The 18,120-nt window shown below is 71.5% G+C and carries 20 protein-coding genes and 1 riboswitch; of the genes, 3 read left to right on the top strand and 17 right to left on the bottom strand.

Annotation, left to right across the window (positions count from 1 at the left end; translation table 11 throughout):
* Positions 1 to 6 precede the first annotated feature (6 nt).
* From ACZ6C6_RS10095 to ACZ6C6_RS10105, 3 genes are read right to left on the bottom strand one after another with little or no spacing between them, the layout of a single operon-like run.
* Positions 7 to 1,032, bottom strand: a complete 1,026-nt coding sequence (locus ACZ6C6_RS10095; RefSeq protein WP_469201058.1) for a methionine synthase — start codon at positions 1,030 to 1,032, stop codon at positions 7 to 9.
* A gap of 34 nt (positions 1,033 to 1,066) precedes the next feature.
* The gene (locus ACZ6C6_RS10100) at positions 1,067 to 1,756 is read right to left on the bottom strand and encodes an SDR family oxidoreductase (protein ID WP_073964848.1); all 690 of its coding nucleotides are present in this window, start codon (positions 1,754 to 1,756) and stop codon (positions 1,067 to 1,069) included.
* A 43-nt stretch (positions 1,757 to 1,799) separates the two neighbouring features.
* The gene (locus ACZ6C6_RS10105; RefSeq protein WP_469201061.1) at positions 1,800 to 2,339 is read right to left on the bottom strand and encodes an LOG family protein; all 540 of its coding nucleotides are present in this window, start codon (positions 2,337 to 2,339) and stop codon (positions 1,800 to 1,802) included.
* A gap of 77 nt (positions 2,340 to 2,416) precedes the next feature.
* Between ACZ6C6_RS10105 and ACZ6C6_RS10110 the strand changes: the two genes are divergently transcribed.
* The gene (locus tag ACZ6C6_RS10110) at positions 2,417 to 2,752 is read left to right on the top strand and encodes a DUF427 domain-containing protein (RefSeq protein WP_469201063.1); all 336 of its coding nucleotides are present in this window, start codon (positions 2,417 to 2,419) and stop codon (positions 2,750 to 2,752) included.
* A gap of 170 nt (positions 2,753 to 2,922) precedes the next feature.
* On the opposite strand, the gene mnmA is transcribed toward ACZ6C6_RS10110, so the two are convergent.
* Positions 2,923 to 4,053, bottom strand: a complete 1,131-nt coding sequence (gene mnmA, locus ACZ6C6_RS10115; RefSeq protein ID WP_469201065.1) for a tRNA 2-thiouridine(34) synthase MnmA — start codon at positions 4,051 to 4,053, stop codon at positions 2,923 to 2,925.
* Between the two features lie 61 nt (positions 4,054 to 4,114).
* Here mnmA and ACZ6C6_RS10120 point away from each other — a divergent pair, with 61 nt between their 5' ends.
* Positions 4,115 to 4,792 carry an N-acetylmuramoyl-L-alanine amidase gene (locus ACZ6C6_RS10120; protein WP_469201067.1) on the top strand — a complete coding sequence of 226 codons (678 nt, stop codon included), beginning with the start codon at positions 4,115 to 4,117 and terminating at the stop codon, positions 4,790 to 4,792.
* Here the strand turns inward: ACZ6C6_RS10120 and ACZ6C6_RS10125 are convergent.
* The 3 genes from ACZ6C6_RS10125 to ACZ6C6_RS10135 form a co-directional block, all read right to left on the bottom strand.
* Entirely contained in the window at positions 4,785 to 5,954 is a 1,170-nt protein-coding gene (locus ACZ6C6_RS10125) for a cysteine desulfurase family protein (RefSeq protein ID WP_469201070.1), read from the bottom strand. The two genes, ACZ6C6_RS10120 and ACZ6C6_RS10125, sit on opposite strands and share 8 nt — an antisense overlap.
* A gap of 87 nt (positions 5,955 to 6,041) precedes the next feature.
* Positions 6,042 to 6,359, bottom strand: coding sequence for a DUF4190 domain-containing protein (locus ACZ6C6_RS10130; RefSeq protein ID WP_469201829.1), 318 nt, complete (start codon positions 6,357 to 6,359; stop codon positions 6,042 to 6,044).
* Positions 6,308 to 6,460, bottom strand: coding sequence for a hypothetical protein (locus tag ACZ6C6_RS10135; RefSeq protein WP_469201073.1), 153 nt, complete (start codon positions 6,458 to 6,460; stop codon positions 6,308 to 6,310). The genes ACZ6C6_RS10130 and ACZ6C6_RS10135 overlap by 52 nt, the downstream gene beginning before the upstream one ends.
* Positions 6,461 to 6,586: 126 nt before the next feature.
* Between ACZ6C6_RS10135 and ACZ6C6_RS10140 the strand changes: the two genes are divergently transcribed.
* Positions 6,587 to 7,222: a TetR family transcriptional regulator gene (locus ACZ6C6_RS10140; RefSeq protein WP_469201077.1), complete on the top strand. Its 636-nt coding sequence runs from the start codon at positions 6,587 to 6,589 to the stop codon at positions 7,220 to 7,222.
* 18 nt (positions 7,223 to 7,240) lie between these two features.
* On the opposite strand, the gene ACZ6C6_RS10145 is transcribed toward ACZ6C6_RS10140, so the two are convergent.
* The 10 genes from ACZ6C6_RS10145 to ACZ6C6_RS10190 form a co-directional block, all read right to left on the bottom strand.
* A complete protein-coding gene (locus tag ACZ6C6_RS10145) occupies positions 7,241 to 8,077 on the bottom strand; it encodes a thioesterase family protein (protein WP_469201079.1) in 837 nt (278 codons plus the stop codon).
* Positions 8,078 to 8,135: 58 nt separating this feature from the next.
* Complete coding sequence (locus ACZ6C6_RS10150; protein WP_469201083.1) at positions 8,136 to 8,795, bottom strand: trimeric intracellular cation channel family protein; 660 nt, start codon at positions 8,793 to 8,795, stop codon at positions 8,136 to 8,138.
* Positions 8,796 to 8,813: 18 nt separating this feature from the next.
* The gene (locus ACZ6C6_RS10155) at positions 8,814 to 10,055 is read right to left on the bottom strand and encodes an ABC transporter ATP-binding protein (protein ID WP_469201086.1); all 1,242 of its coding nucleotides are present in this window, start codon (positions 10,053 to 10,055) and stop codon (positions 8,814 to 8,816) included.
* Positions 10,052 to 11,140, bottom strand: a complete 1,089-nt coding sequence (locus tag ACZ6C6_RS10160) for an ABC transporter ATP-binding protein (RefSeq protein WP_469201088.1) — start codon at positions 11,138 to 11,140, stop codon at positions 10,052 to 10,054. The genes ACZ6C6_RS10155 and ACZ6C6_RS10160 overlap by 4 nt, the downstream gene beginning before the upstream one ends.
* On the bottom strand, positions 11,137 to 12,126 hold the full coding sequence (locus ACZ6C6_RS10165) for an ABC transporter permease (protein WP_365680744.1): 990 nt from the start codon (positions 12,124 to 12,126) through the stop codon (positions 11,137 to 11,139). The genes ACZ6C6_RS10160 and ACZ6C6_RS10165 overlap by 4 nt, the downstream gene beginning before the upstream one ends.
* Before the next feature lie 89 nt (positions 12,127 to 12,215).
* Entirely contained in the window at positions 12,216 to 13,976 is a 1,761-nt protein-coding gene (locus ACZ6C6_RS10170; RefSeq protein ID WP_469201091.1) for an ABC transporter substrate-binding protein, read from the bottom strand.
* 44 nt (positions 13,977 to 14,020) lie between these two features.
* Positions 14,021 to 15,013 (bottom strand): ABC transporter permease, encoded by a 993-nt coding sequence (locus ACZ6C6_RS10175; protein WP_469201093.1) that lies wholly within the window; start codon positions 15,011 to 15,013, stop codon positions 14,021 to 14,023.
* A gap of 283 nt (positions 15,014 to 15,296) precedes the next feature.
* Positions 15,297 to 16,064 carry an enhanced serine sensitivity protein SseB C-terminal domain-containing protein gene (locus ACZ6C6_RS10180; protein WP_469201095.1) on the bottom strand — a complete coding sequence of 256 codons (768 nt, stop codon included), beginning with the start codon at positions 16,062 to 16,064 and terminating at the stop codon, positions 15,297 to 15,299.
* Positions 16,065 to 16,177: 113 nt separating this feature from the next.
* Entirely contained in the window at positions 16,178 to 16,948 is a 771-nt protein-coding gene (locus ACZ6C6_RS10185) for an enhanced serine sensitivity protein SseB (protein WP_469201097.1), read from the bottom strand.
* Between the two features lie 125 nt (positions 16,949 to 17,073).
* A complete protein-coding gene (locus ACZ6C6_RS10190; protein WP_469201099.1) occupies positions 17,074 to 17,757 on the bottom strand; it encodes an AAA family ATPase in 684 nt (227 codons plus the stop codon).
* A gap of 184 nt (positions 17,758 to 17,941) precedes the next feature.
* Positions 17,942 to 18,035, top strand: a riboswitch (glycine riboswitch).
* Positions 18,036 to 18,120 lie beyond the last annotated feature (85 nt).

Genomic DNA, 18,120 nt, shown 5'->3' on the forward strand with positions numbered 1-18,120 from the left:
GTCCCGCTACTCAGGGTTGTCCGCGAGCGATCTCGCGGCCCGGGCGCAGTGGGCGAGCGCGGCCCGTGCGTACGCGGGCGACGCACCCGCGAGTCCGCACGAGGGGGTGACCGTCACGGACTCGGTCAGAGTCCCCGGATTCAGCCCCAGCCTGCGCCACAGCGTCCTGACACCCATGACGCTACCGCCCGGGTCGGACAATCGGCCCGAGGCCGGGTCGGTGCCCGGTACGACCCCGAAGAACATCCGGGTGCCGGCCTCGACGGCTTCCCCGACGGCCTCCTCCTCACGCTCGGTGAGCAGCGAGAGGTCGAAGGAGATGCCGTCCGCCCCGGCCCGGCGCAGCAGCGCGAACGGCACCTCGGGGGCGCAGGTGTGCACGAGCGTGGCGGCCTCGCCGGCCGCCACGAGCACCTCGCGCAGGGTGGCCTCCACGATCTGGCGGTCCACCGCCCGGTAGGTGCGGTAGCCGCTGGCGGTCCTGACCCGGCCGCGCAGCACGGCGGTGAGGGAGGGCTCGTCGAGCTGGAGGGCGAGCCGCGCCCCGGGCACCCGGCGGCGCACCTCGGCGAGGTGGCCGCGCAGCCCCTCGGCAAGCGATTCCGCGAGGTCGCGGCAGGCGCCGGGGTCGCCGAGGAACGCCTCGCCGCCCCGGCGCTCCAGGGCGGCGGCGAGGGTCCAGGGCCCGACGGCCTGGACCTTGAGCGGGCCCTCGTAGCCCTGGGTGAACTCCTCCAGCGCGTCCAGGTCCTCGCCGAGCCAGGACCGGGCCCGGCGGGTGTCGCGGCCGGGCCGGTCGCTGATCCGCCAGCCGCTCGGCTCGACGTGCCCGTACAGCTCGGAGAGCAGTCCGACCGTGCGGCCGGTCATGTCGGCGCCGGGCCCGCGCGCCGGGAGTTCCGCCAGGTACAGCATTCCCTCGCCGTCGCCGAAGGAGCCGGTGACGGTCTTGGCCGCCTCCCGGGAGTCTCCCCCGGGCATGGATCCGATCCCGGTGGCCGGGCAGTTCCTGAACTCGCTGTTCTCGCTCACGCGAAGAGACTACGGGCGTACGCGGCCCCGGGGCTCAGCGGCCGGGGCGCACTGTCAGGTCGTTGACCTCGGCGTCGCGGGGCAGGTCGAGCGCCATCAGGATGGTGGTCGCGACGGACTCGGGGTCGATCCAGCGGGCGGGGTCGTATTCCTTCCCCTCCTGCCGGTGGACCTTCTCCTGCATGGGACTGGCGGTGCGGCCCGGGTAGACGGTCGTGACCCGGACGCCGTTGCCGTGCTCCTCGTGGCGCAGCGAGTCCGCGAGCGCCTTCAGGCCGTGCTTGCTGGCGGCGTACGCGCTCCACTCGGGGCTGGCGGAGAGCCCGGCGCCGGAGTTGACGAAGAGGACGTGGCCCTGGGCGACGCGGAGCTGGGGCAGCGTGAGCCGGGTCAGCTCGGCGGGGGCGACGAGGTTGGCGTTGAGCTGGTAGTGCCATGCCTTGGGGGTCAGCTCACCGACCGGGCCGAGCTCGACCACGCCCGCGATGTGCAGCAGCGAGTCGAGCCGTTCCGGCACGCTCTGCTGGGCGAGGGCCCAGGAGAGCCGGTCCGGGTTGGACAGGTCGCCGACGAGGGTGCGGGCGCCGGGGTGGAGCGCGGCGAGCTCCTTGGCGCGGCCCGCGTCGCGGGCCAGCAGGACGAGGTCGTCCCCGCGTTCGGTGAGACGCCGGGCGACCGCTGCGCCGATGCCGGAACCGGCACCGGTGATGAGGTGAGTGGACATGGCCCCCATCGTCGCACCCGTCGCCCGGGCCCCGTACGTCACGTCACTGCAGGCCGGCCGACTCCTCCAGGTAGGCCAGGGCGCCGACGCCGTCCTCCGCGAAGAAGACCAGCTCGGTCAGCGGGAGGGGCAGGAAGCCCTCGTCCTCCATGCGCTGGAACTGCTCGCGCAGGCCGTCGTAGAAACCGGCGGTGTTGAGCAGGACGACCGGCTTGGTGTGCTTGCCGTGCTTCTTCAGCTCCAGGATCTCGGTCGCCTCGTCCAGCGTCCCGGTGCCGCCGACCATGATCACGATCGCGTCGGACTTCGCGAGCAGCAGCGCCTTGCGCTCGGCGAGGTCGCGGGCGATGACCATCTCGTCGGCGTCGGTCCGCGCCTTGGCGGCCAGGAAGTCCACCGAGACGCCGACCAGCCTGCCGCCCGCCTCCTGGACGCCGTCCGCGACGACCTTCATCAGGCCGCTCTCGGAGCCGCCCCAGACCAGGGTGTGCCCGCCGCGCCCCAGCAGCTCGGCGAATTCGCGGGCGGGCACGGTGTAGCGGTCGTCGAGGTCGGCGGCGGAGAGGAAGACGCAGATGTTCATGCCTGCCACGGTAAGGCCCGCCCCGTGCGGGCCCTCAGCCGGGGAAGAATCCCGCGCCCGGAGCGGCTGTGAGAGGTATGACTGCCACCCGAGGACACCGCATCACCGTCGAGCCCGGCACGGAGCATGTACGCGTGGTACGCGACGGGCTGCTGCTCGCCGAGAGCCGACGCCCGCTCGTCCTGCGCGAGACCGGCTGTCCGGTCCGCTACTACCTGCCGCCCGAGGACGTCCGTACGGAGCTGCTGACGCCGTCGGACACCCGGACCCACTGCCCGTTCAAGGGGGACGCTTCCTACTGGTCGCTGCCCGGGGCGGCGGATCTGGTCTGGGTGTACGAGGAACCGAAGGCCGAGGTCGAGGCGATCAAGGACCACTTCTGCTTCTACGACACGGAGCTGATCGCGCGCTGATCGCGCACCGCCCACGGCGGCGGTCCCGGCCGGGGTCCGCCGCCGGGATGCGGCGCCTGCCGTTGTGGCGGACCCTGAAATCCGTGGCACCGCCACGAAAGCGCCCCGCGCGGCCACGCCCGTACTGGGGTCGGGCGTTGCCGCGCGGGGCTTCCGCGTCCGTACGGGGATCAGCCCGCCGCCGCGCGCTCCCGGCGCACCGTCGTCGCGATCGTCGCGGAGCCGACCACGCGGGTGCCGTCGTACAGCACGACCGCCTGGCCGGGGGCGACGCCCCGGACCGGCTCGGTGAACGTGACGTGCAGGGTGTCGCCGGTCAGCTCGGCGGTCACCTCGGTCTCGCCGCCGTGGGCGCGGAGCTGGGCGGTGTACGCCCCCGGGCCGGACGGGGGTGTTCCGCACCAGCGGGGCCTGATCGCGGTGAGCGCGGTGACGTCCAGGGCCTCGGCGGGGCCGACGGTCACCGTGTTGTTGACCGGGGAGATGTCCAGGACGTAGCGCGGCTTGCCGTCGGGGGCCGGGTGGCCGATGCGCAGGCCCTTGCGCTGGCCGATGGTGAAGCCGAAGGCGCCCTCGTGGGTGCCGAGCTTCGTACCGGACTCGTCCAGGATGTCGCCCTCCGCCTTGCCGCCGAGGCGGTCCGCCAGGAAACCCTGCGTGTCGCCGTCGGCGATGAAGCAGATGTCGTGGCTGTCGGGCTTCTTGGCGACCGCGAGGCCCCGGCGCTCCGCCTCGGCGCGGATCTCGTCCTTGGTGGTGAGGGTGTCGCCGAGCGGGAACATCGCGTGGGCGAGCTGGCGCTCGTCCAGGACACCGAGCACGTAGCTCTGGTCCTTGGCCATGTCCGAGGCGCGGTGCAGCTCCCGGTTGCCGTCCGCGCCGGTGACCACGGTGGCGTAGTGGCCGGTGCACACCGCGTCGAAGCCGAGCGCGAGGGCCTTGTCGAGGAGCGCGGCGAACTTGATCTTCTCATTGCAGCGCAGGCACGGGTTGGGAGTGCGCCCCGCCTCGTACTCGGCGACGAAGTCCTCCACGACGTCCTCGCGGAAGCGTTCCGCCAGGTCCCAGACGTAGAAGGGGATGCCGATGACGTCCGCGGCGCGGCGGGCGTCCCGGGAGTCCTCGATGGTGCAACAGCCCCGGGCGCCGGTCCGGAAGGACTGCGGGTTCGCGGAGAGGGCGAGGTGCACACCGGTCACGTCGTGGCCCGCCTCGGCGGCGCGCGCCGCGGCGACGGCGGAGTCGACACCGCCCGACATGGCGGCGAGCACGCGGAGGGGGCGCTGGGGAGTCTCAGTCATAGCCTCACCAGGGTACGTGGGGCCGGGAACCGAACGCGCGCGGATAAGCGTTGTCCGTCACATGGGGACCAAGGGGACGGACGGGGGCGGCACCGGGACCGGGATCAGCCGGCGCTCGGTGCTGATCGGGGGCGCCGTCACGGCCGTCGGCACGGCGGCGCTGGCCCGTGACCGGCTGAAGCGGGCCTGGTGGCGGCTGCCCGGCGTGGAGAAGCCGCGCACACCGGGGGCGGTGGACTACGCGGGGGCGAAGTGGGTGGCGGCCTCGGAGGCGAACTGGCGGCGGGCCGACCGCCCCGACGACTACGGCATCGACCGCGTGGTCATCCATGTCACGCAGGGCAGCTTCGGCAGCGCGGTCCGCGCCTTCCAGGACCCCGGGCACCAGGCCGCGGCCCATTACGTGGTGCGCAAGGACGGGCACGTGACGCAGATGATCCGCGAGCTGGACGTGGCGTTCCACGCGGGCAACCGCTCGTACAACGAGCGCAGCGTGGGCATCGAGCACGAGGGCTTCGTGGAGCGCCCGCAGGACTTCACCCCCGCGATGTACGGGGCGTCGGCGAAGCTCACCGCGGCGATATGCGGGCGGTACGGCATCCCGGTGGACCGCGAGCACATCATCGGGCATGTGGAGGTCCCGGGCGCCGACCACACGGACCCGGGCCGCGGCTGGGACTGGGACCGCTACCTGGAGCTGGTCCGCCGCGCGAGGACGTCCGGGAAGCGCACTAGCTGAGGCCCGCCGACCGCGCCCGCTCCACCGCCGGGCCGATCGCGCGAGCCACGTCCTGGACGTCCTGCCCGGTCGAGGTGTGTCCGAGCGAGAAGCGCAGGGTGCCCCGGGCCAGGTCCGGATCGGTGCCCGTGGCGAGCAGTACGTGACTGGGCTGGGCGATCCCGGCGGTGCAGGCGGAACCGGTGGAGCATTCGATGCCCTGGGCGTCCAGGAGCAGCAGGAGCGAGTCGCCCTCGCAGCCGGGGAAGGTGAAGTGCGCGTTGGCCGGGAGGCGGCCGCCCGGTGCCGGGTCGCCGCCGAGCAGCGCGTCGGGGACCTCCGCCAGGACGGCGGCGGCCAGCTCGTCGCGGAGCGCGCCGGTCTCCCGGGCGAAGTCCTCGCGCCGGTCGGCCGCGATCCTTCCGGCGACGGCGAAGGAGGCGATGCCCGGCACGTCCAGGGTGCCGGAGCGGACGTGGCGTTCCTGCCCGCCGCCGTGCAGCACGGGCACCGGGGTCTGATCGCGGCCGAGCAGCAGCGCGCCGACGCCCGTCGGGCCGCCGATCTTGTGCGCGCTGACGGTCATCGCGGCGAGCCCGGACGCCCCGAAGTCCACGTCGAGCTGCCCGAACGCCTGGACCGCGTCGGCGTGCATCGGGATCTCGAACTCGCGGGCCACCTCGGCCAGTTCGCGTACCGGCAGGATCGTGCCGATCTCGTTGTTGGCCCACATGACGGTGATCAGCGCGACGTCGCCGGGGTCTCGCAGGACCGCCTCGCGCAGCGCCTCGGGGTGGACGCGCCCGTACCGGTCGACGGGGAGGTATTCGACGGTCGCGCCCTCATGGGCGGCCAGCCAGTCGACGGCGTCGAGGACGGCGTGGTGCTCGACGGGGCTGGCGAGGACCCGGGTGCGGCGGGGGTCGGCGTCGCGGCGGGCCCAGTACAGGCCCTTCACCGCGAGGTTGTCCGCCTCGGTGCCGCCCGAGGTGAAGACCACCTCGCTGGGGCGGGCGCCGAGGGCGTCGGCGAGGGATTCCCGGGACTCCTCGACGGTACGGCGGGCCCGGCGCCCGGCGGCGTGGAGTGAGGACGCGTTGCCCGTGACGGCGAGCTGCGCGGTCATCGCCGCGATCGCCTCGGGAAGCATCGGCGTGGTCGCGGCGTGGTCGAGGTAAGCCATGGTGGGCTCGATTCTACGAGCCCCCGGTGGGGCGTACGGCGGGCGCATGGGGTCCCGCGGCCCGCGCACCCTGTGCGGTGGCGCGGATCAGCCGCCGAAGCCCCAGGAGACGACGCCGTTTCCGGTGACCAGGAAGGCGAGGACCACCAGGTCGGCGACGCCGAGCGCGAGGCCGAGGAAGGCGCGGGCGCGCCGGGTGGTGGAGCGGGCGAGGGCCACCAGGGCCATCACGATGGCGGCGGGGCCCAGCAGGAGGTTCATCACCAGGAGCCCGACGAGGCCGAGCACGAACGAGGCGACGGCGAGCCCGTCGGCGTCCCGGCGGGAGCGCGGGGCGGCTTGGACCGGCGCGCTCATCGGGTCCCCCGCGCCCGCTCGCGTACGGCGAAGACCAGCAGCCAGCAGCCGATGAGGGCGCCGAGGACGAGCGACAGCGGAAGCGGGATCTGGGCCACCGCTCCCAGCACGATCCCCAGCAGGAGCAGGGCGGCGACAAGGACGATCATGTTCGGCCTTTCCGTGTGCGGATGGCGTTGCGCCAGGAACATTCGGAGTACGAGTGTTCACTGACTTCCGAGTCTAAACCCACGCACCCCTTCCCCGCTCCGGAGAACAGTTGTTTACTGAATGGCATGAGTCACACCGCGGGGGTCCGTCAGAACCAGAAGCTGCGCACGCGCCAGGCACTGCTGGACGCGGCCCTCGGGCTGCTTGAGGAGCAGAGCCTGAGCAGTCTCGGGCTGCGCGAGGTGACCCGGGCGGCCGGCATCACGCCCACGGCCTTCTACCGGCACTTCGCGAGTGTGCCCGCGCTCGGGGTCGCCCTGGTCGAACAGACCCTGGGCAGCCTGCACGGCATGATCGGCGCGATACTCGCCGGGACCGGCGACAGCGAGCTCCGGCTCGACCGCAGCGTGGAGCTGATACGGCGTCACGTACGGGAGCAGCCCGCGCACTTCCGCTTCATCGCGCGGGAGCAGCACGGCGGGGTCGGCCCGGTCCGCGAGGCCATCGCGGCGCAGCTGCGGCTGTTCGCCGAGGAGGTGGCGGCGGCCCTCGCGGCGGAGCCGGAGTCCGGGGGCTGGGCCGAGGAGGACCTGTTGATGCTGGGCGGTCTCTATGTGGACCACATGGTGATCACCGCGTCGGCCCTGCTGGACGCGGGCCCGGCGGACGACGAGCGGGTGGCCCGCACGGCGGGGCGGCGGCTGCGGCTCATCGCACTCGGCGCCCTGCACTGGCTCGACGAGCCGGCCCAGGGCGCCTGAAGGGGAGGAACCGGAGGGTCAGCCGCGCGGGGCCCGGGCGAGCTGGCGGGACTGGGCGACCAGGCGGTCGGCGCTGTCCCAGACGTCCGCGTCCTCCTCCAGGAAGCCGCCCGCCAGGTTGCGGGTGGTGATGGAGACGCGCAGCGGGCCCGGGGCCGGGCGGCAGCGGATGTGGGTGGTGAGCTCGATGGTGGGCGTCCAGCCCTTGAGCCCCAGCTCGAACGAGGTCGGCGGCAGGGCGTCCACGGTGAGCAGCAGCGAGAGCGCGTCGGCGTCGCGCCCGTCGGCAAGCCCGAACCAGCCGCGCATCTCACCCTTGCCGGAGGGCTGCCCGATCGCCCAGCCGATGGTCTCCGGGTCCAGCTTGATGTCGAGCCGGTCGGTGATCGCGGAGCTGCCCGGGATCGGCGCCGGTCCGTCGCTGGGGCCGAGGCAGTGCTCGCGCGGCGGCATGGCCGGCGGCTTCGCGGAGGTGCGGACGTCGTCGCTGAGCGCGTCCAGGTCGCCGTAGGTGGCGAGGACGCGGATGCGCTCGACCTCGGCACCGTCCTCGGCGTACTGGAAGAGCGACGCCTGACCGGTGGAGAGCGTGCGGCCGGTGCGGACGATCTGGGTCCGGATCACCGCCGGGCCGGGCACGGAGGCGGTGAGGTAGTGCGCGGAGACGGAGAACGGGTCCGTGTGCGGCAGGGCCTCGCCGAGCGCGCGGCCCAGCATCGCCAGCAGGTAGCCGCCGTTGACGGCCTGGATGATCGTCCAGCCCGCCGAGAGCTCCGCGTCGTAGACGCCCTCTTCGCGCAGGGTGACCGCGGTGTCCCGGTCGAACTCGCTGTCCCCGATGGTTGCCTGTGCCATGGAGGCACCGTACACCGATTGTATTACTGAGCGGTAGCTTTTTGCGGGCCCGCTTATGTCACCCCTCGTCCGCCCGCGCCGAGCGCCGGTTGTAGGCGCGCGGGGCCCGCCAGTGGAAGCGGAGCGCGAGCAGCCGCAGCACGAACGCGGTGATCACGGCCGCGCCGCTGGTCAGGGCGTTGAGCGCGTCGAAGCGGATGCAGAGCACGATCATGGTGGCGCCGACCATGGCGGGCACCGCGTACAGGTCCCGGTCCCAGCGCAGCAGCGAGGGGACCTCGTTGGCCAGGACGTCCCGCAGCACGCCGCCGCCGACCGCCGTGGCCAGGCCGAGCGCCGCCGACGAGGTGAGGCCGAGCCCGTAGTCGTACGCCTTCACCGTGCCGGTGACACAGAACAGCCCGAGACCGGCCGCGTCGAAGACGTTCACCCCGACCTGGATGCGCTCCACGTGCGGATGGAGGAAGAAGACGAGGCCGGCGGCGAGCAGCGGGGTGGTGAAGTACCCGAGATCCGTGAAGGCGGCGGGTGGCACCGCGCCGATGATCAGGTCACGGAAGAGCCCTCCGCCCAGCGCGGTCGCCTCGGCGAGCACCGCGATGCCGAAGACATCGAAGTTCTTGCGTACGGCGAGCAGCGCGCCCGAGATCGCGAAGACGAAGATCCCCACGATGTCGAGCGCATGCTGGACGGAGGGCGTGAACAGTTCGTTGAGCACCGGGCAATTGTGCCCGTACTACTCCTTCGTACCGTCCGGGGCGGGCTCGGAGGGCTCGGCGGCCTCCGCGGGCTCCTCCGGCGCCTCCTTCGCGGGTGCCTCCTGCGCGGTCGCCTCCGCGGGTGCCTCCTTCACGGGTGCCTCCGCGGGCTCCTCCGCAGGTGCCGACCGGACCGTGATGACGTCCGCGACCAGCGGTGCGTCGCCCGGCACCTGGTCCTCGCCGTTCTCCGGGTGGTGGCAGGCCACCTGGTGCCCGGTCTTCAGCTGGAGCAGCGGCGGCTCGGTCGTCCCGCAGACCTTCGTCGCCTTCCAGCACCGGGTGTGGAACCGGCAGCCGGCGGGCGGCGAGATCGGTGACGGCACATCACCCTTGAGCAGGATGCGGTCGCTCTTGGCACCGCGCCGGCGCGGGTCCGGCACGGGCACCGCGGACATCAGCGCCTTCGTGTACGGGTGCATCGGCGCCTCGTACAGCGACTTGCGGTCCGCCAGCTCGACGATCTTGCCGAGGTACATGACCGCGATCCGGTCCGAGACGTGACGGATCACCGACAGGTCGTGCGCGATGATCATGTACGTGAGGCCCAGCTCGTCCTGGAGGTCGTCCAGCAGGTTCACCACCTGCGCCTGGATCGACACGTCCAGCGCGGAGACCGGCTCATCCGCGACGACCAGCTTCGGCTTCAGGGCGAGCGCCCGGGCGATGCCGATGCGCTGGCGCTGGCCGCCGGAGAACTCGTGCGGGTAGCGGTTGTAGTGCTCGGGGTTGAGCCCGACCAGCTCCAGCAGCCGCTGGACCTCCGCCTTCACGCCGCCCTCGGGCTTGACGCCCTGGAGCCGGAAGGGGGTGGAGACGATGCCGCCCACCGTGTGGCGCGGGTTCAGGGAGCCGTACGGGTCCTGGAAGATCATCTGGATGTCGCGCCGCATCGGCCGCAGCCGTCCGGCGGACAGATGGGTGATGTCGCGGCCCTGGAACTCGACCTTGCCGCCGCTCGGTTCCAGCAGCCGGGTCACCAGCCGGCCCATGGTCGACTTGCCGCAGCCCGACTCGCCGACGACGCCCAGGGTCTCCCCGGGGCGCACGTCGAAGGTGAGCCCGTCCACGGCCTGGACCGCGCCGACCTTGCGCTTCAGCACGCCCTTGGTGATCGGGAAGTGCTTGACCAGGCCGTCCACCTTGAGGAGCGGTTCGGTGCCGGACCCGTCCGACCCGGCCGCGGCGGCCGCGGGAGTCTTCTTGTTCAGCTCAGTCACAGCTTCGGCGCAATCTCTTCGGTCCAGATCCGGTCGCGCTGTTCGGGCGACATGTGGCACGCGGAGAAGTGCCCGTCGCCGACCTGTCGCAGCTCCGGACGCTCGGTGCGGGTGATGTTGTCGGGCGGGACGTCGGCGTACGGGCAGCGCGGGTGGAAGGCGCAGCCCGACGGGACGTTGATGAGACTGGGCGGCGAGCCCTTGACGGGGATCAGCCGCTCGGTCTGCTCCCGGTCGATCCGCGGCATCGAGCCGAGCAGTCCCCAGGTGTACGGGTGCTGGGGCTCGTAGAACACCTTCTCGGCGGAGCCGCGCTCGACGCAGCGTCCCGCGTACATCACGAGGATCTCGTCCGCGATCTCGGCGACGACGCCGAGGTCGTGGGTGATCATGATGACGGCGGAGCCGAACTCCTTCTGCAGATCGCGGATCAGGTCGAGGATCTGCGCCTGGACGGTGACGTCGAGGGCGGTCGTCGGCTCGTCGGCGATGAGCAGCTGCGGGTTGTTGACCAGGGCCATCGCGATCATCGCGCGCTGGCGCATGCCGCCGGAGAACTGGTGCGGGTAGTCCTCGAACCGGCGGTGCGGCTCGGGGATGCCGACCCGGTCGAGCATCTCGATGGCGCGCTTCTTGGCGGCCTTCTTGTCGACCTTGTGGTGGACCCGGTGGGCCTCCACGATCTGCGCGCCGATCGTGTAGTACGGGTGCAGGGCGGACAGCGGGTCCTGGAAGATCATGGCCATCTTCTGGCCGCGCAGTTTCCGTACGCGCTCGGCGCCCGAGCCGATCAGCTCCTCGCCGTCGAGCCAGATCTCGCCGCCGATGCGGGCCCGCTCCGAGGTGTGCAGCCCCATGACCCCCAGCGAGGTGACGGACTTACCGGAGCCGGACTCGCCGACGATGCCGAGGGTCCGGCCGGCCTCCAGGTCGAAGCTGACGCCGTCCACGGACCTGACCAGCCCGTCGTCGGTGTCGAAGTGGACGCTGAGGTCGCGTACGGAGAGGAACGGGCGGTCGTCGCCCGGGCGCGGGGCCGGGACGGTCGCGTCCGTCTGGGAGTCCTTCTTGGTCACGCCGCTCATGAGAGCCTCACCCGGGGGTCGATCGCGGCGTACACGAGGTCCACCAGCAGGTTGCAGATGACGATGAAGAAGGCCGCGACCAGCGTCACACCCATCACCTTGGGCAGGTCTGCGGTGGTCACGCCCTGGATCGCGAAGGCGCCGAGCCCCTGGAAGGAGAAGACGCGTTCGGTGATGACCGCGCCGCCGAGGAGCAGCGCGAAGTCCATGCCGAAGATGGTGACGAGCGGGGTGAGCGCGGAGCGCAGCCCGTGCTTGACGACCACCTTGCGTTCCTGGAGGCCCTTGGCGCGCGCGGTCCGGATGTAGTCCTCGCTCATGGTCTCCAGCATCCCGGCCCGGGTGAGCCGGGCGTAGAGCGCGGAGTACAGCAGGGCGAGCGTGCACCAGGGCAGGACCAGGCTGCCCGCCCAGGCGACCGGGTCCTCGGTGATGGGCACGTACTCCCCGTTGCCGAAGAGCGCCAGGACGACCAGGCCGGTGAAGAACATCGGCAGCGAGACGCCGGCGAGGGCGACGCCCATGGAGAGGCGGTCGAAGAGCGAGCCCCGCTTCAGCGCGGAGACGACACCGATCGCGACACCGGAGACGACCCAGATGACGGCGGCACCGACGGCCAGCGAGAGCGTGACCGGGACCCGGTCCACGAGCTGCGGCCAGATCTCGGTGTGGGTCTTGAACGAGTAACCGAAGCAGGGGGCGTTGCAGGTGACGGGGTCCGGGCCGAACTGGTACTCGGCGCCGACCACGATGCCCTTGATGAAGTGCCAGTACTGGAGGTACAGGGGCTGGTCCAGCCCCAGGTTCTTCTTGACCGCGGCGATGACGTCGGGGTCGGGGCTCTTCCCCACGTACTGGGCGGCCATGGAGTCGAGGGTCTGCCCGCCGAGACGGGGGACCAGGAAGAAGATCGCGAACGTGACTGCGCTGACCACCAGCAGCAGCAACACCGCGGCGAATACGCGTCGGATGATATACGCAGCCACAGCCGTGCGGCGCCGGGCGGGTGGGGCGGGTAACCCCGCCGCCCGGCGCCTTCACCTGCCTTTCAGGGGATGCTTTTGATGAACAGGCGCTACTTGGTGGACGTCATGAGCACGTAGTCGTACATGCCGAGGTACGCGTCGGTGACGGTGACGTTCGCCGCGGAGGCCGGGCGGTAGAGCAGGTTCTTGCGGTAGAAGAGGGGAACGACCGAGGCGTTCTCCATGACCTTCTGGTCGACCTCGCCCCACGTGGCGTTGCGCTCCGTGGTGTCGACGGTGCCGATGCCCTTGACGAGGAGGTCGTTGATCCCCTTGTCGTTCAGCTCCATCAGGTTGGTGCCGCCGGAGGGCTTGATGGCCGAGCCGTTGACGATCTGGTCGAGGAAGCCGAAGCCGGTCGGCCAGTCGGCGCCCCAGGCCATCATCATCATGCCCGCGTTGTTCTTGTGGACCCAGGCCGGGACGCCCGCGAAGTCGGTGAAGTACTTGTCCGCCGGGAACTGCTTGATCTCGGCGGTGACGCCGATGGCCTTCAGGCTGTTCTGGAGCTGCGTGGCGGCGGTGACCTCGTCAGGACGGTCGGAGCGCGCCGTCAGCGTGGTCTTGAAGCCGTCCTTGTGACCGCACTTGGCCAGGTGCTCCTTGGCCTTGGCCACGTCGCCCTTGCTGCCCTCGGTCGGGTACAGGTCGAACTTCTTGTAGCCGGCGACGGTCGGGGGGATGACCGTGCTCGCCGGGTCGCCCTTGACCGAGCCGCCGATCGAGTCGACCATGCTCTGCTTGTCGACGGCGTACTGGACGGCCTTGCGGCACTCGACGTTGTCGAACGGCTTCACGTTGACGTTCAGCGCGAGGTACTGCAGGGCGCCGGCGTACGGGTTGTCCGTCTTCGCCTTCTCGGCCGCCTTGCTGAGGACCTTGGGCTGGGTCTTGGACTGCAGGCCCGTGCCCGCGATGTCCGCGGTGGTCTCGTCGTTGAGCAGGTGCTCGTCGACCGTCGTCGGGTTGACGTTGAACTTCAGCTCGATCTTGTTCGGCAGCGCCTTGCGGATCGGGTCCGTCTTCGGGTCCCACTCCGGGTTGCGGACGAGGGTCGCGCCCTTGCTCTCGTCGTACGCCGAGAACTTGTACGGACCCGAGGAGACCATCTTCTGGACGTAGCTGGCGCCCGTGTCGGCCTTCTGCTGGATCGGGGCCGTCTGCGAGAACGCGGCCAGGTAGTCCATGTCCGCGAACGGCTTGTTGAGGTGGAAGACGATCGTGTACTTGTCCGGGGTCTCGATGGACTTCAGACCCTCGGCGGACTTGTCCTTGTACGGACCCTTGTACTTGTCGCCGCCTTCGAGGTACGCCTTGAAGTACGTCGGGCCGTTGGACAGGGCCTCCGGCGCGAAGTTGGACCGCTCGATGGCGTACTTGACGTCCTGCGAGGTGATCTCGGAGCCGTCCTCGAACTTCACGCCCTTACGGAGCGTGTACGTCCAGGTCTTCGCGTCCGCGCTCGCCTTGCCGAGGCCGGTGGCGAGGTCGGGGACGACCTTGAGGCTGTCCTTGCCGGCGGCCGGCTGGAAGGTCACCAGCGAACGGGCGTACAAGCGGGCGAAGTTCTGCACCCACCCGTAGTACGTGTTGCCGGGGTCGAGGGAGTCCGGGCCACTGGTGTGCTCGTAGGTGACCGTCCCGCCCTTCTTGTCGCTGGCGTTGACGATGCTCGTCAGCCCGGCGTCGGCCTTGGCGTTGCCGCCACCGCCCTTGCCGCTGCCGCCGTCCGAGTCCTTGCTGCACGCCGTGGCGCCCAGCGACACCGCGATCGCGACGGCTATGAGCGCCGCTGTCTTTCTGTTCTGCATGCTGAGGAAAGCCCCCTCGCTAGTCCTGTGCGGCACTGCCGCGTTTACTTGCCACGAGGGTCGAGTGCGTCACGCAGCCCGTCCCCCAGCAGGTTGAAGGCCAGCACGGTGATGAAGATCGCCATGCCGGGAATGACCATGAACATCGGGTCCACCTCGTAGAGGTCGACCGCCTGTGTGAGCATGCCGCCCCAGGACGCCTGCGGCGGGGCGATGCCTACGCCCAGGAAGGACAGGGCCGCCTCGAAGAGGATGTTCGTGGGGATCAGCAGCGTCGCGTACACGAGGATCGGCGCGACCAGGTTGGGCAGCAGCTCACGGAAGAGGATGAACGGCCCGCGGGCGCCCAGCGACCTGGCTGCCTCCACGAACTCGCGCTCGCGGAGCGACAGCGTCTGCGCGCGCACGATGCGGCCGATGTACGGCCAGCTGAAGAAGCCGATCACGAAGATCAGGACCGCGATCCGCAGCGTGAGCCCTTCCATCCCGAAGGCGTTGCCCTGGAGGGAAGCGGAGATGGAGATCGCGAAGAGCAGCAGCGGGAAGGCGAGGAAGGTGTCCATCAGCCGGCTGATGACGCTGTCCACCCAGCCGCCGTAGAACCCGGCCACGACACCCATGACGACGCCGATGGCGACGGAGAGCAGGGTGGAGCCGACGGCGACGACGAGCGAGACCCAGGAGCCTTCGAGGATGCGCGCGAAGATGTCGCGGCCTGTCTGCGGCTCGACGCCGAACGGGTGGTCCCAGCTCATCCCGCCGAAGCTGCCCTTGGGCGCCAGCATGACCGGGTCTACCAGGCTCTGGTTGAACGCGTTGGGGTCGAGCCCCAGCAGCGACTGGAGCGGCTTGGAGAGCACCGCGGTCAGGATCAGCAGGACGACAACGATGCCACCGGCCATGGCGGCCTTGTCCCGCTTGAACCGGGTCCAGGCGATGCGGCCGAGCGAACGGCCCTCGATCTCCTTGCGGCCCGCGCCTTCCAGCACCGCTTCGGGCCGCGCATCCGCCCTGGTGGTCTCGATAGGTGCCGTCATTGCGCTGGAGACCCCTCTCGGCCGGCGGTGGCCGGCCCGTGACCGCCGCGGTAGCGGCTCGTACATAGCTAGTTGCGTGGGAGTCTTCAGCCACTTCGCGCACACCCGCCAGACCTGACGGGGAATGTTTGCTCAAACGTGATGACGTCTGAATGCTTCCGGTATCCGAACAGCCGGGATCGGCAATCGGGCCTCTCGGTCACAAAACAGCGATAACGAACACTTCGCGCACGAACGCCGAAGTGCCCGCAATGACCCCGATTCGCCGGGGTCTGACGCGCAATCAGTACGCGGGAGCCTGCGGGTAGCCGTAACCGGGCGCGGCGTGCGCCTCGCGGTCGTAGAAGGGACGGGAGTTGACGCGCAGCCACATCGCGACCGGGTCGTACTCGTCGGACATCGCGACCGTGGAGACCGGCAGGCCCTCGGGGACTGCGCCGACCGACTGGCGCATCATCGCGCGGACCGCGTCGACGGACGGCCGGCTCATGTCGTACAGGTCGAGGCCGACGGCGAGGTACGGGACGCCGAGCGCGGGCTGCACCCAGGCGCGGCGCAGTGAGCGGATCGCAGGGGTGTGGTGGGCGTTCTGCGTGAGCTGGGCGTAGAACTGCGGGATGTCGACGGCGGGTTCGCTGATCCGCAGCGGCCCGGCGGGCATCCGGTCCAGGCCGGTCGCGATGCGGCGCAGGTCCAGCCAGGGGACGCCGACGCCGCCGCCCGGGGCGTGCGGATTGAGCCAGACGCCCCAGCGGTCGGGATAGAGGGAGCGCGCGATGTCCAGTCCGGCGACGACCTCGTGGTCCCGGCTCCAGCCGCTGGCGGTGAGCTCCTGGGCGGAGGTGACGCACGGGGCGTAGCCGAGGCCGTCGACCTCCATGTTCCCGTACTGGGCGTCGGGGGCGCCGGGGCGGCCGTGCCACAGGAGCATCCAGACCCGGCCGGACGCCAGGGCCTGGAGCAGCGCCTCGTACGCGTCGTAGCGCCCGGGCGCGACCTGTCGCAGCATGTGCTCGACCTGACCGGCCGCCGCGGTGCCTGACGCACTCACCCTGGTCCCGCCCCTCGTAGATCCTCTGCTTCGGCCACCGGGCATCGGCCTTCAGCCATCAAACCAGCTTATGCGGCCACGCTGTCACCGGCTTGACGCCGCGGCCCTCCCCGTTACTGCGGGGCGCGCGTGTAGAAGGGCCGCACCCGCTCGCGCATCCAGTCGGCGACCGGGTCCTGCGCCACGTCGAGGAGGACGAGGTTGACCGGCCACGGCACCGCGACGCGGCCCAGTGCCCGGCCCAGGGCGTCCATCGGGGCGCTCTGCCCGGCGCCGTCCCAGGTGGAGAACTCGACGCCGACGAAGAGCACGGGGTCGTCGCCCTCGATGCTGGCCAGGACCCGGCGGGCGGTGCGGACGACGCCGCTCTCCTGGAACTCGCCCGCGGCGGCGGCCAGGAAGTCGACGGGCTCCTCCTTCCAGTCCGGCTCGTACAGCCGGACCCGGCCCCCGGTCGCGGGGCCGTCGAGCGGGCTGCGCCCGGCCCGGCACAGTTCGGCGACGGCCGGCGGGGGCAGCGGCAGGCCGACGGCGCCGCCCGGGTTGACGGCGATGCCCAGCTGCGGGGGCAGCCCGCGGGCGAACTCGACGGCGGGGGCGACGGTGAAGGACATCCGGTCGCCGACACAGGTGAGGAACTGGTGCTCGGAGCTGTAGACGGGGACGTACGCGGCGCCGTCGATCTCCATCGCGGGCAGGTCGAGGTCCCGGGCGTCGGGTCCGCCGCCGTTGGGCAAGGGCACCCAGACATGGCTGCGGCCCAGCACCTCCAGCAGGCGCCCGCCCGCCTCCGGGGTGCCGAGCGAGGCGCCCAGCACCTCTTCGAGTTCGTTGGCCGGCCAGCCGCCCTGCGGCAGGCTCCCGGCCTGTGCCGGAATGTCCACTGCTTCCCTCTCGCCCCGTTGCCGTGCAGCAAGAGGGTACGGCCTCGCCGGGCGTCCGTCGCTCCCCGGGGCTGTCCGGAAACCGCTGGTGCCCGGCTACTGTCCGGCCGTTGGACGGTCCGTTTTCAGCCGTCGGTCTGTGCGTCTGCGAACGTGATGCGCGTGAGCGCCCCGGCCGCCTCGCGGTCGAGCAGCACCGCCGAGGCGCAGCCCCGCGGCAGCAGCCCGGCCTCGGTGTCGCGCAGCAGCCGCCCCACGGCTCTGCGGTGCCGGGCGAACGCGTACGCGGAGACGCCCCGGCCGCGCTCGCGCTGGCCCGCGCGCGCGGTCCGGGCGGAGACGTCGAGCAGGACCAGGTGCAGACCGCCGCCCCGGCGCCGGGCATGGCGGGCGAGCAGGGCGCGGACCCAGCTCTGCGTACCGCAGTCGTGCACGACGACGGAGGCGCCGGAGCGCAGCACCCGCCGCAGGCCCCGGTAGTGGGCGAGGCGGACGAGTGGGCGGTAGAGGGCGTACGGGAGTAAGCGGGGCATCCGGCGGGCCCAGCGGTCCCGGGTGTCCTGGGAGTCGACCGCGTGCGCCGGGGCGGTGCGGGAGATCAGCGTGGACTTGCCGCTGCCGGGGAGCCCGGAGACGACCACGACGTCCCCGGCGGCGAAGCGCAGGGTGCGCGGGCCGCGTCCCGCCCGGCCGCGCAGGTCCCGGACGACGGGCGGGTGTGTGCCCACCGCCCGCCGGGGCGGTGAGCCGGACTGTGCGGGCAGCGCGGTGCTCGTGGTTCCCGCGGTCGTCGCGTAGCGCAACGTCATCGCCTCCCCCTGGCCGTACGGCCGACGCGTGCAGGACCGATACCTACCCCCGAAGTGTAAAGAAAAGGTAATGCGGCACAACCGTCCGACCCGCCGCGGAAGCGTGACGGGCCCCACCGGTCCCGGGGGCCCGCTCCCCCGGAATGCGTGCGATGATGACCCCGCCAACTGCATACAGGCCGCTTGAATCCGCGCGGGAGAGTCCCGGTCACCGTGCCGGGCGCCGAAGGAGCAAGATCCTCCCTTGAATCTCTCAGGCCCCGTACCGCGTGGATGAGGCAGATCTGAAAAGCGAGCCGCCCGGCGGCTCCACCCAAGGTGCAAGCCGAACCCCCGCGGGGCCTCTCGGCGAACCTCTCAGGT

The sequence above is a fragment of the Streptomyces sp. NPDC041814 genome (genome assembly GCF_055590565.1).